Origin of the sequence: Maribacter sp. 2-571, from assembly GCF_050589625.1 — a bacterium.
Taxonomy (GTDB): Bacteria; Bacteroidota; Bacteroidia; order Flavobacteriales; family Flavobacteriaceae; genus Pelagihabitans.
In genome coordinates, this window is the sequence record NZ_JBNGOP010000008.1 from 78,444 (window position 1) to 89,994 (window position 11,551).

General features: G+C 44.6%; 12 protein-coding genes. 9 read left to right on the forward strand and 3 right to left on the reverse strand.

The features are described from left to right. Window positions 1-792: 792 nt before the first annotated feature. A complete protein-coding gene (locus tag ACRD7P_RS07975; RefSeq protein WP_430907016.1) occupies window positions 793-1,383 on the forward strand; it encodes a hypothetical protein in 591 nt (196 codons plus the stop codon). Between the two features lie 3 nt (window positions 1,384-1,386). Here ACRD7P_RS07975 and ACRD7P_RS07980 read toward each other — a convergent pair whose 3' ends face one another. Then, window positions 1,387-1,749, reverse strand: coding sequence for a DUF1801 domain-containing protein (locus ACRD7P_RS07980; RefSeq protein ID WP_430907017.1), 363 nt, complete (start codon window positions 1,747-1,749; stop codon window positions 1,387-1,389). A 20-nt stretch (window positions 1,750-1,769) separates the two neighbouring features. Here ACRD7P_RS07980 and ACRD7P_RS07985 point away from each other — a divergent pair, with 20 nt between their 5' ends. Further along, window positions 1,770-2,756: a transglutaminase domain-containing protein gene (locus ACRD7P_RS07985; protein WP_430907018.1), complete on the forward strand. Its 987-nt coding sequence runs from the start codon at window positions 1,770-1,772 to the stop codon at window positions 2,754-2,756. 17 nt (window positions 2,757-2,773) lie between these two features. Here the strand turns inward: ACRD7P_RS07985 and ACRD7P_RS07990 are convergent, their stop codons facing one another. Beyond that, the gene (locus ACRD7P_RS07990; RefSeq protein ID WP_430907019.1) at window positions 2,774-6,238 is read right to left on the reverse strand and encodes a T9SS type B sorting domain-containing protein; all 3,465 of its coding nucleotides are present in this window, start codon (window positions 6,236-6,238) and stop codon (window positions 2,774-2,776) included. A 295-nt stretch (window positions 6,239-6,533) separates the two neighbouring features. On the opposite strand from ACRD7P_RS07990, the gene ACRD7P_RS07995 reads away from it, so the two are divergent. The 7 genes from ACRD7P_RS07995 (at window position 6,534) to ACRD7P_RS08025 (ending at window position 11,049) form a co-directional block, all read left to right on the forward strand. Then, window positions 6,534-7,139, forward strand: a complete 606-nt coding sequence (locus tag ACRD7P_RS07995; RefSeq protein ID WP_430907020.1) for a hypothetical protein — start codon at window positions 6,534-6,536, stop codon at window positions 7,137-7,139. A 77-nt stretch (window positions 7,140-7,216) separates the two neighbouring features. Continuing rightward, on the forward strand, window positions 7,217-7,507 hold the full coding sequence (locus tag ACRD7P_RS08000; protein ID WP_430907021.1) for a winged helix-turn-helix domain-containing protein: 291 nt from the start codon (window positions 7,217-7,219) through the stop codon (window positions 7,505-7,507). A 50-nt stretch (window positions 7,508-7,557) separates the two neighbouring features. Then, window positions 7,558-8,013, forward strand: coding sequence for a Coq4 family protein (locus ACRD7P_RS08005; protein ID WP_430907022.1), 456 nt, complete (start codon window positions 7,558-7,560; stop codon window positions 8,011-8,013). 161 nt (window positions 8,014-8,174) lie between these two features. After that, complete coding sequence (locus tag ACRD7P_RS08010; RefSeq protein ID WP_430907023.1) at window positions 8,175-8,483, forward strand: hypothetical protein; 309 nt, start codon at window positions 8,175-8,177, stop codon at window positions 8,481-8,483. A 274-nt stretch (window positions 8,484-8,757) separates the two neighbouring features. Next, the gene (locus ACRD7P_RS08015) at window positions 8,758-10,065 is read left to right on the forward strand and encodes a DUF4173 domain-containing protein (protein WP_430907024.1); all 1,308 of its coding nucleotides are present in this window, start codon (window positions 8,758-8,760) and stop codon (window positions 10,063-10,065) included. Between the two features lies 1 nt (window position 10,066). Continuing rightward, complete coding sequence (locus ACRD7P_RS08020) at window positions 10,067-10,360, forward strand: hypothetical protein (protein WP_430907025.1); 294 nt, start codon at window positions 10,067-10,069, stop codon at window positions 10,358-10,360. Beyond that, complete coding sequence (locus ACRD7P_RS08025) at window positions 10,360-11,049, forward strand: DUF1361 domain-containing protein (protein ID WP_430907026.1); 690 nt, start codon at window positions 10,360-10,362, stop codon at window positions 11,047-11,049. Before ACRD7P_RS08020 ends, ACRD7P_RS08025 begins: the two co-directional genes overlap by 1 nt. Here ACRD7P_RS08025 and ACRD7P_RS08030 read toward each other — a convergent pair. Next, window positions 11,030-11,341 carry a hypothetical protein gene (locus tag ACRD7P_RS08030; RefSeq protein ID WP_430907027.1) on the reverse strand — a complete coding sequence of 104 codons (312 nt, stop codon included), beginning with the start codon at window positions 11,339-11,341 and terminating at the stop codon, window positions 11,030-11,032. The genes ACRD7P_RS08025 and ACRD7P_RS08030 overlap by 20 nt on opposite strands. Between the last annotated feature and the right edge of the window lie 210 nt (window positions 11,342-11,551).

Consider the following 11,551-nt stretch of genomic DNA (forward strand, 5'->3'; position numbering starts at 1 on the left):
TTAAGAGACTTGAATTTGACTCTTGAGCTTGTTTTTGTATTTGATATTTGAATTTGAGTTTGGCTTTGAGCTTGCACTTGACACTTGCGCTTGAACTTGTCTTTTGTCTTTGTTCCTTCAGCGCAGCGGTCTTTTTTCAATGGACAATTAGCAATAAACAATAAGTGATCAGTAAAAAGTGGTGAGTAAAAAGTTGTTCGCTTGAATTTGAATTTGAACTAGAATTTAAGTTTAAGTTTAAGTTTAAGTTTGAGTTTGAATTTGAATTTGGCTTTGAGCTTGCACTTGACACTTGCGCTTGAACTTATCTTTTGTCTTTGTTCCTTCAGCGCAGCGGTCTTTTTTCAATGGACAATGGACAATGAACAATTAGCAATAAACAATAAGTGATCAGTAAAAAGTAGTGAGTAAAAAGTTGTTCGCTTGAGTTTGAGTTTGAACTTGAACTTGAGACTTGAACTTGAACTTTTTTTAGTCTTTCCTCCTTGTTCTTTGAGCGCAGCGGTCTTTTTTTAAAAAAGTAGTTAGTACAAAGTAGTTAGTATTAAGAGGCATGAATTTGACTCTTGAGCTTGTTTTTGTAATTGAATTTGATTTTTGAGCCTGACTTTGATCAGGTGCCTCGACAGGCTCGGCATGACAAGCGTTTTTTCGATTGGCGTTCAGGTACGGGTTGTATTTGAGTTTGAATTTGAGTTTGAGTTTGAACCTGGTAATCCGAGTTTCTTTGCCATTGTATTTATTTCAGAACATATTACCGTAATTTTATCGCTTTAACCAGAACAGCACTTCATGAAACGAATTTTTGTCCTCATTGCTATCGTCGCGATTTCAACCCTCAATGCACAGGAGGTGGCTACCGATTCCCTTCCCTATGCCACCATACCGGAAGCACCACAAACCTATACTGCGGGCACAGTAGTATCGCGGATGATCGATGGATTGGGGTTTCGGTACCATTGGGCCACCGAAGGGCTTACCGAGCAAGCGATACATTATGCTCCCGATAACGAGGGAAGGACGATAGCGGAAACCATGGACCATGTTTATAACCTCTCCTTGGTCATTTTAAAATCGGCGCAAAGACAGCCCCGCGATTTTACGGTAGACCTCCCAGAGCTCACCTTGGAAGGAAAACGAAAAGCGACCTTGGAACAGTTGCGAATGGCCAGTATGCTGTTTTCAAAAGCGAAACGGCTGGAAGACTTCCCGGTAGTATTTGTCAGGGAAAATGGACGCTCCGAATTTCCTTTTTGGAACAACATCAACGGCCCGATTGAGGATGCCGTTTGGCATGCCGGACAGATCGTAACGCTCAGGCGTATCGCCGGAAATCCCATAAACCCAAAGGTGAACGTTTTTCAGGGCAAGCTGAACGATTGATCACTAGTCTTTCCAGAACTTTTTTGAGCGTACTTCAAAGGCATTTTGGAGTACTTCGGTTGCGATGGTATGGTCGATGTCGGTGACCTGCTTGTAACGTAAGGAACGCATCACCTTTCTTCCGGCGGTTGTCATGTGTTCCAAGTGCACGGTCAAATGCGCCGAATGCCAGAAACCAAGGTCCACATAATCCTTGGCATGGTTAAGATAACAGAACGGTTTCCCGTCGATATAATAAAAGGGGATTTTGTATTTGAATTTTAGTTCCACTTCGGGAACCGTATGTTCTATAATGACCTGAAGCTGTAGTAAAATGCTACGGTAAGGCTCCGGCCGGTCCAGTATGTAGTGTTCTGCAGGATTCATATCTTTAACAAAAAGCGAGCATGCGACAAGTATTTTTACGAATTGCCATTTTACTGGTCGGACTTCCAGTATTGGCCCAGGAGTATGACCATATTGACAGCAAGGTAAAAAACTATCCTGATTTTTCCAGTATCGAGCAGTTGTCGATTCGTATTCAAAATGATTTTGATACCGATGCAAATAGGGTACGTGCCGCTTTTGTATGGTTGACCCACAACATTCGTTATAAATATGAGTTGGACGCTGTTTTTGCCGTCGCACCCGAAATGCTCTATTATTCGGAGTTCGGAAAGCGATATCAAATAGAGCGCCATCAAAGGAAACTCATCAAGAAGGCCTTTTCCAAAAGGGAAGGCATCTGTAATGAGTATTCCCTAATGTTCGACTATCTCTGTAACGATTTTTCCATACCTTCAAAAGTGATTCTTGGACTTACCAAGACGGATATTATGGACGTTTCGGGAAAACGTTTGGTAAAGAACCATAGCTGGAACGCCGTCAAAATAGATGGGGAATGGGAACTCTTGGATGCCACTTGGGGCGCCGGATATTATGATAACCGATTGAACAAATTCGTAAAACGGTTTTCGGAACATTATTACCTAACGCCGCCCGAACTATTTATAAAGCATCATTTTCCTGCCAAGGATTCTTGGCAACTATTGGAAACTCCGGTCGGATTACACCAATTTTTTAGTGCGCCTGTTTATTTTCCGGATTATTTTGAAGGCCGTATCAAGGTAATGCCCAATACGGTGGGGCTGGTAAAACTAACCGAAAGTAATAGTTCCACTTTTGAATTTAGTGCGGTTGCCGATAAACAGAGCATCTATTATGCCTTGGCAGATGAAGGAAAGTTGCGAAAAATGCGCATTCGAAAAAAGAACCAAGGCTTCGTTTCTAAGATCAAATTTCGAAAACGATTAAAAAAGACAACATACCTCACCATTTATGCGGAAAATAAGGCCGTATTGAATTTTAAGGTAAAACCAAATTTAAAGCAATAAGGGGCATCCGCGGAACGTCAACGTTTTAAGGTAAGGTGCCCCGTAAATTGTATGGGTTTTCCCGTATTTCGATCGATATACCCGGCCCTGTACCAATAGTCGTTTTCGGGCAGTGTTCGCCCGTTAAAAATACCGTCCCAGCCCGGCCCATTGGGGTCCAAGGATTTTAAAAAGGTACCATAACGATCATATAGCTGTATAAAAGGTTCCGAAACGGTGGTAGTATCGGAGAATCCTTCAACGTTCCAGGTATCGTGGATGCCATCACCATTGGGGGTAAAAAATTTGGCGGCCCTGATGACCAGAAACTCCTCACTATTGACCACGCTTCCACATCCGTTGGTGTTTCGTACATAAACGGTGTGCAATCCTCCGGGAACATCCCTGTACACATTGGAAGTTTGGTATGGGCCAAAAGGGTCGTCCAAACTATACTCCAAGATATTGTCAAGGGTGTCCGTTCCGAAAGTGTTTACCGTTATCTGATTTGTGGTATTGCCGTTACCGTTCATGGCCGAAAGGGTTACGGTCACTTCGGTCGGGAGTGCGGGATCGATAATGGTCAATGTAACGGGAATCCTTTCGATACTGGTACATTCCGATACCGTTTGTATCGCTTCGGCAAAATAGGTGTAACTCCCGATTTCGGTCTCCGTAGGGGTAAAATCGGGACCGATCGCCAAAAGCGCACCGTCTTCAGCACTATCGAACCAATTGATATCATCGCCAAGGCCATCGAAAGGCAGGGACACCGATAGGGTAGGCATGGCTTCACCGAAACAGGTTTGCGCATCTACGGGGTCTACTGGAGGTGCTATAATAGGGCATGGACAATCTGGTGAAAATACGTCAAACGTTCTTACGCAACTGTTGTTGGCTACTTGTACCTGAAAATCGGTTCCTGTAGGGATGCCGCTGATGGTAGTTCCGTTAACCGTGAACGACGGGTCTGTCGTCAACGTTCCGTACGGAGCGCTATAGGTAACGGAATAGGTTTGAAGGTCCGGCGCACATGGTGTTTCTTCTATGGTGAACGTGGGAACAATGTCCGCAATTACCGTTGCCGTGTAGGGATAAGGCGCTACAAAATTGGCCGTACAGCCCGTTACGGCATCAACAATGGACAATACCTCGAGGGTAACGTCCGCGGTCAGGTCGGGTACGGGTATGGCCGCGGTTCCGGCCCCATCCAGAATACTAGTGGTTGTAGAAGTTCCACCATCGATAGTAAAGGTTATCGTATCGTTCGGATTGCCCGTAATATTGAAAACGGCTTCACTACCTACGCAAATGCTATTTTCTTCTGCGGAAATATCGGTGAGTGCGGGAGCGTCGATTAGGGTAAGCGTGGCCGCGGACCGTTGTCGGCACAAATAGTTGGTGGACCATACCTCCACGCGATATACGTTATTGTTGTCGGCAGCGGTAGTATCGAACGACAGGGTATTGGAGGTTTCGGCCAACGGCGCACCAAAGGTAGCTCCCCCATCGGTACTGACACGCCACTCGTATTGTAAAATGCCACCATTGGTGGCGCTGGCAGCTATGGTAAAGCTCGTTTCGGCGGCAACACAGACGTTCGCATTGGTCAAGGTATTGCTCAAGCTTACCGTTCCATCGGAACGTACGGCGATATTTTCGGCCAATACATATCCCCCGGCGCCAACAACAAGACCATTGGCATCTACCGTAGGTACGCCCACACCAAGAAAACCGTCGTTATCGTCATCGGAATACCCTTCTCCCCCTTCCGTGGCATCGGAACAACCATCGTTGTCCGAATCGAGATCCAGGCAGTCCGGGGCGCCGTCCCCATCAAAATCAAAAGCGATACGGATATTATCGTAATTCCCCACCCCTTGGTTGTTATCAAAGTCCCCTACATGTGAAATACGGACCAGTAACAAATTACCGATAGCCGGAGAGCCATCGGGAATGGCAACGGAGAGCTGAAAATCGGTCCAAAGTCCGTTCGGGGTTTCATGTCCCGCTATCACTCTGCTCGATAAGGGTGTAAACGTACCACCATCATTATAGCCCAACTCCAAGGTCGTTTGGCCGTCGTTTCGGTATAATTTTTCATAATCGATGCCGTCGCCCAGGGCCACGGTAAGGATGTAGCTGCCCATTTCTATCAGGGCATTTCGGCTAGGGTCCGGCAACTGTGTTATGGTACCGGTACCGTTGATGTAAGCAAATTTTCCGTTGTCCTGTGGGTTGGGGCCATTGTAAATACCCCTTCCGTCGGTCAAATAATTGGGTGCATAGTTTTCTCCCGTGATGTTGTTTTCAATAGTATTCTGAACGTTGGCGTAGTGCACTCCAATGGCATTACCGCCGGAACCCGTGGTCTGAACGTCCCAAAAGGTAATGGTTCCATCGGAATACATTTCGTTCGTGGCCGGGGAAAGGGGGTCGTCAACAATAACCGTACTTTCAAAATCAAAGCCCGTACCTCCGCCGAGTTGACAGCCCTCCATGACATCGTCGATACCGTCGTTGTCACTGTCCAAATCTCGAATTAGGGTGGGGTCGTCGGATCCGGGAAAGCTGAGGTAGGCGTTCCCGTCTACCACGCCATCATTATCAAAATCGTACTGCGAGCCATCTACATTGGCATCATAAGTGGCCCATCCGGCTTCCATACCATCGGGCACACCATCGCCATCCGCATCGGGGTCCGCACAGTTTTCGATACCGTCACTATCCGTATCCAAAAGCAAATGAAAATCATCATAATTTCCGGCATAACCGTTGATCCGGTTAGAGGGATCGTTGTTGATATCGATACCTGAGGTATGGGATATCTGGATGAGGATTCCTTCTCCCAAGGCCGGACTCGCTGCATCAACGGAAAACGATATCGAAAATTGTGTCCATACGCCTTCGGGAGGAGATAACAAGCTTTGTGGGGTGTCCAAAGGGTTGATGGTCAATTCTGCATCAGGGTCGGGAATGGGGGTGAAGTCCCCTGCATTGGTGCCATAGCCCATTTGTACAAAGGTAGTACCATCATTGCGAAAGTTATGGAAACTTGCCCCTTCTCCCGCCCAAAAGGTAAAAATGTAACCACTCTCGCTATATACAGCGTTTTGCGCATTCATAGTAAGCGTTTTGGTTACCGGGGTATAGATGTCTGGCGGAGTGAATAAGGCTTGTGTGTTTACTTTGAGAAATTGGTTGCCATGGGGGGCGTCATCGTAGTTGGCATTCCCGGATGGAAAATCATGCGTACCCCAACCAAAACCAAAATCATAACCGCTGGCAAGCCAACCTTGCGGCGGTGTGTCGTAGGGCACGGCATCTTCAAAACTCTGGCTTGGAATCAAAAGTTCGCATTCGTTGGTATCCAGAATGAGGTCGCTATCGGTATCCTGTGCTCGAAACGAAAATGCGCAAACCAGAAAAAGCAGCAGAAATAAATAGCCTGTTTTGGTATTAGGACACAAGAGGGAAGAAGCAATCATGTTAAGGGGAAGCATGTTTACCGAATTTTGTAATTCAAAAGTAATATGGTGTAGGATAATTATTGTAAATAATCGTTGTTCTTTTGATTTATGGGATGTCATGCACTTAAAATGCTTTCTATATCTATAATAAAGCCAGCATCTTGTCTGTTTAAGGTAGCGCCAGTCAATTGATTTTCGCACCGAAACTGAAAAAAGCGGCGATTATCGGTTTAAAACCATGGACAAGGAACAGGGTGCTCTTTTTTTTGCGCCCAAAAGTAGTCCAATTCGTTTTTTTAATTAACTTTGTATTTCAAAGTACTTTTACATGGACTCGAATAAATACTTAGAAGACATTACCGAAATAAAGAGTATGATGAGCCGTTCGTCGCGCTTCATTTCATTGAGCGGCCTTTCCGGAATTTTGGCGGGGGTGTATGCGTTGATCGGCGGTTACTTGGGCTATTTGATCTTGTATCCCAGTTTTTGGAAGTTTGATACCTATGAAGAAATTCAACTGACCTTATTGGCCGTGGCGCTTGGAGTGGTGGTATTCGCCGTGCTGACCGCAATGCTGTTGACCTTTCGGAAGGCAAAACGTAGCGGGGAGAAGATATGGAACGTTTCGTCCAGAAGGTTGTTGGTGAACTTTTTGATTCCCTTGGGGGCGGGCGGTATTTTTGTATTGTTATTACTGCGCTTGGAGTATTGGATGTTGATCGCACCTGCTACCTTGTTGTTTTATGGGATGGCCTGTTTAAATGCCAGCAAATATACTTTTGGGGACGTACGTTACCTGGGTATTACCAATATTGTTTTAGGGTTGTTGGCAACCTATTTTACGGGATACGGCCTCCTGTTCTGGATTTTAGGTTTTGGTGTGTGCCACGTGTTATACGGAAGTATGATGTATTTTAAATATGACAGGCGATAGTCAGGAAAAGCGTATTGGTCGTTTGGCCGACCGGCACGGTAGGGCCATAGGAAAAAATAGTTGAGAAAAGGGCATACATGAGTTTGATCGATAACATAAACAAGGCTTTTGACCATCGCATCCGTTTGGGGATCATGAGCGTTTTGATGGTGAACGACCATGCCGATTTTAAGATGTTAAAGGAGCTGTTGGAGGTTACCGATGGTAATTTGGCAAGCCACACAAAGGCATTGGAAAAGGTGGGTTACATCAGTGTGGAAAAGCAGTTTATCGGTCGAAAACCGAACACCAGATATGCAGCCACCCGATCAGGGAAAACAGCCTTTAAAAAGCATATTGAAGCGTTGGAAAAATTGATCGGAAAATAAATTTTTTTATCTATTTACTTTGAAATACAAAGTACTTTTAAATTTTTATTATGAGAGCATTTATATTGGAAGCCCTTTACGAGTGGAGCAAGGCGCCCTATCAAAAATATTTTAAGGGAGATGCCGCTTGGCAGCTGACCGCTAACGATTTGTTGCGGTACCCGGAGCAATCCCTTGGCTTTCATTTAGGATGTTTTTTACTGAAACATCATTTTGAAATACAACCGAAATTGGAAAGTCATGATGTATTTCATGTACTCACTGGCACGGGTACATCGGTTCCGGAGGAGGTAAGCATGCAATATTACTTATGGGGCAACGGTAAGCGGAGTGCTTATTTGGTAGCGGTGGTGGTGTTGGGCACATTGCTCTATCCCGATGAGATCAAACGGTTTATCCGCGCTTTTCGGAAGGGAAAAAGGGCATTGCCCTTTCATCAGCTTCACTTTTTTAAGCTCTTGGGCCAGCCAATCAACTCCATCAAAACAGCCTTCGCAATACAATAAAACCACAATAATGAAACGAAGATTCAAATATGTACTCAATTATACCAATTGCTACTTAAAATGCGCCTTAGATAACGAAGTTGCTTTTTCATTTACTGCCGCGGTAAGGGTTTTGCATAGCCATAGCTACACCAAACGCTTACAAGAAAAGTAAATGGACAATGAACAAGTTAGATTGGCCCATTTTAAGTAGCAATTGGTATTACAGGGCAGTGCAGGCCGCTTTAGGCAGTTTTTGCATCGGGGTCCTTTGTGTTTTACGCTGCAAGGGCAGCGGTGATAGCGGTCTGGTCGGTATCGGTTTTTGGTGTATGGTACTGGCCGCGGTGGTCAATACCATTTTTTTACTGATGGTAACGGTCCATGGCGTTTTCCGTTTTACCGCGTATCGCGAACATGGTATCGCCCTGGGGGCGGTAGTGCCCAACATGCTCTTGGTTTGGTATTATTTACCTATTGAACTCATTTAAACTTTTTTTCCCGAACTGTCGGGAGGCTAAAAAATTACCCTTTACAACCCTGTTTTTACCTTTTTTTCCTTTCGTAGCCCTGCTATGAAACTCAAAAAAGTCTTCAACAGGCCTTTAAATCAATAATTTTCGCTTCAATCCAAAAAGTCTAAACGAGTTCATTGTTTAATTCTAATTACAGCAAAATGTGCGTTATCAAATTCGTGCGTTATCGGCTTCTTTCTTGTTCAGTTGGTTGTTTTACGGTAAAAGTTTTGGCGTTAATGTGTTATTAATGGCCCTTATAGTAGTTGTTCTGTTATGTACCGTCCGCAATTGGAAAACCATTCCATGGCGGTATGCCATTGCATACTTGTTTACCGCGATTATGGTATTCATGGATGCCTCACCCTTCCATATATTGGTGCACCTGTTGTGTTTTGCCGCTTTTATCGGTACTACGGTGACCGTAAAAACTTCCTTGTACATTGCCACTTTTATCGGTTTTGTCCAGTCCTTTTTTGGTTATGCACTGGACTATATAACATTACGGGGGAAACTTAAAACGGTGCGCCCGGGAACGACCAAAAATATTGGCACCTATGTTTTGGGGGCGGCGATCAGTATTTTGGCCATTTGTTTGTTCACTTGGTTATATAGCACGGCCAACCCGGTATTCGAGGCATTGGTACAACAGGTCGATTTTAGTGTTTTGAGCTTACCAAGGCTAGTTTTCACCCTATTGGGGTACTTGTTGTTCCTGAATATCGGAACGTCGCGGCATCTGGAGGAACTGGTGGCTTTTGATGCCAATTGTGAAAACGCACTCAAGGCTCCTGACAAAGCGTTCTTGAGCGCGCGGGCCGGTACGCTAAAAAAGGAGTATACCGTCGGTACCATGGTCCTGGGTGTTTTAAACGTATTGTTGCTGCTGTTTTTAACTACCGATGTGATATACCTGACAGGCCCGTCCATATCGGACAACGCCGCGTATTCCAGTTCGGTGCACCAAGGAGTGTATGCATTGGTGTTTTCTATTGCAATGGCCATCGGTACCATTTTATATTTCTTTAGGGGAAACCTCAATTTTTTTAATACCAATGGCGCCCTACGGAAGTTGACCTATACCTGGTTGGTATGCAACCTGATACTGGTATTGACCACTTGGTACAAAAACTGGATGTACGTTGCCGCATTGGGACTTACCTACAAACGGATCGGGGTGTTTGTCTATCTCCTGCTCACCGTATCCGGCCTTATTACCACCTATGTCAAGGTAGCACATATTAGAAGTTTTTGGTACCTGGTACGTAGCAATACCGTCGTTTTTTTCAGTGTTTTGGTTTTGGCGACGGGCGTACCCTGGGATCGGACGATTACCTGGTACAATCTAAATCAGGTCGCTCGTCCCGATATTGCTTATTTGCTCGGTTTGAAAAACGGGCATTTACCGCAATTGTTCCGATACGGAAAAACGCATAGTGACCGTTTGATGCTGGATCAACAAACGACGATCAATGAACGTTACACCGATTTTGTGTTGGCGGAAAAAGAAAAAACGTGGCAGGAATATACCTGGTACCAATTGATGAAAAAACAATAGTATGGATCCACTGTTTCGCCATGGTATCAACAAATACATCGCCTATGCCGCCATTGGGAATATAGCCATCATTAACCTAATGGTGCTCCTGTACCAAATGGTGGATACCCTGGGCATGCGCTACCTGGTACTCGCTTATTTGGTGTTTTCGATCGTTTTTATCTGCTTTACCACCTTTGCGATGTTCGTGAATACTTTGGCGAGTTTGAAAGATAATCAAGAACACTTGATGGCCTTTTTTCTTTCCATTTTCCATGGAGCACAATTGTATATCACCTTAACCTATTTTATCTGATGTTTACAAAAACTACTTTACTATCGAGCGCCTTCCGAATAAGGGGCGCATGGAGCTCCCTTTTTGGTTTTGTGTTGTTTTGTTTATGCCTGTTATTGTTTCGGATATGGTTGACGGGGCGTTTCTTTTTTCTTTTCCTGGTTTGGAACTTGTTCCTGGCCATTGTACCCTACTTGTGCACCAGCTTCCTAAGGCTTCGCCGATGGCGGAACATGCGAACCATCCCCTTTTTTACGGTACTGGGCTGTTGGTTGCTTTTTTTGCCGAACAGTCCGTATATCATTACCGATCTGATCCACCTACAGAACGAGCTGTCCGTTTTTCCCTGGTACGATCTTTTTTTGGTCTTTGTTTTTGCGTTTACCGGACTACTTTTCGGAATACTATCGCTTTGGGACGTATATCAAATGCTTCGAGAGCGGTATTCGGAAGCATTTTCCAAGGTCTGCCTGTTTATCGTTTGTTTCTTATGTGGATATGGTATTTACCTCGGACGGTTCTTGCGCTTCAATTCATGGGACGTGGTCAGCGATCCGCTCGCTTTGGCATTGGCCATTGGAAATAGTATGGGGGAACCGCGCATGTGGTTCGTTACCTTGGCTTTTGGCGGGTTTTTATCCCTATTGTTACTATGGGGAACCGCAATGATGCGAACGATAGGGCGTACGGTCAGCAGCAGTTCCGATTGATTTCCATATCAAAATCGGCTTCAATGCCTTGTATGTATTCCAAAGGGGTTTGGGCAGAAAAGGAGATCCGTTTTGTGATCATGTCGATATCGAAATGGAAACGGGACAGGTCGCCGTCGAATTCGGTATCCAATCGCTTTAGTAAAAAACGGGTGATTTTTGGCCGTAACCGATATTCCAGCTCAACGCAAAAACGTTTTAGTTTTTCGTCGGTATCGTCATTCAGTTTCCAGTGGAAGGTCATGGGCCGTAACGGATAAATAGCCTTACAATATAAGTTTTTTACATACATGTTGCCGCATATTATACCATTTTAACTTTGAAATGGCATGTATAGAAATGGAATTATTTTTTAGTTGTTCAAGGCAAAAAATGGAAGCATAGCCTTAGCTACGTTTCTATTTTTTAACGAAGAACAGCTGAAAAAGAAACCATTTATTAGTGCTATTTCATGGTTAAAATGGTATTAAACCGAATTAAATCGTTTTTTCGGTGTAATTCC

What these genes read in the sequence shown, in the direction of transcription:
- ACRD7P_RS08000 (WP_430907021.1), top strand. Translation starts at nt 7,217, where the DNA reads ATGAGTTTGATCGATAACATAAACAAGGCTTTTGACCATCGCATCCGT.
- ACRD7P_RS08010 (WP_430907023.1), top strand. Translation starts at nt 8,175, where the DNA reads ATGAACAAGTTAGATTGGCCCATTTTAAGTAGCAATTGGTATTACAGG.
- ACRD7P_RS07990 (WP_430907019.1), bottom strand. Translation starts at nt 6,238, where the DNA reads ATGCTTCCCCTTAACATGATTGCTTCTTCCCTCTTGTGTCCTAATACC.
- ACRD7P_RS07995 (WP_430907020.1), top strand. Translation starts at nt 6,534, where the DNA reads ATGGACTCGAATAAATACTTAGAAGACATTACCGAAATAAAGAGTATG.
- ACRD7P_RS08025 (WP_430907026.1), top strand. Translation starts at nt 10,360, where the DNA reads ATGTTTACAAAAACTACTTTACTATCGAGCGCCTTCCGAATAAGGGGC.
- ACRD7P_RS07985 (WP_430907018.1), top strand. Translation starts at nt 1,770, where the DNA reads ATGCGACAAGTATTTTTACGAATTGCCATTTTACTGGTCGGACTTCCA.
- ACRD7P_RS07980 (WP_430907017.1), bottom strand. Translation starts at nt 1,749, where the DNA reads ATGAATCCTGCAGAACACTACATACTGGACCGGCCGGAGCCTTACCGT.
- ACRD7P_RS08015 (WP_430907024.1), top strand. Translation starts at nt 8,758, where the DNA reads ATGGCCCTTATAGTAGTTGTTCTGTTATGTACCGTCCGCAATTGGAAA.
- ACRD7P_RS07975 (WP_430907016.1), top strand. Translation starts at nt 793, where the DNA reads ATGAAACGAATTTTTGTCCTCATTGCTATCGTCGCGATTTCAACCCTC.
- ACRD7P_RS08020 (WP_430907025.1), top strand. Translation starts at nt 10,067, where the DNA reads ATGGATCCACTGTTTCGCCATGGTATCAACAAATACATCGCCTATGCC.
- ACRD7P_RS08030 (WP_430907027.1), bottom strand. Translation starts at nt 11,341, where the DNA reads ATGTATGTAAAAAACTTATATTGTAAGGCTATTTATCCGTTACGGCCC.
- ACRD7P_RS08005 (WP_430907022.1), top strand. Translation starts at nt 7,558, where the DNA reads ATGAGAGCATTTATATTGGAAGCCCTTTACGAGTGGAGCAAGGCGCCC.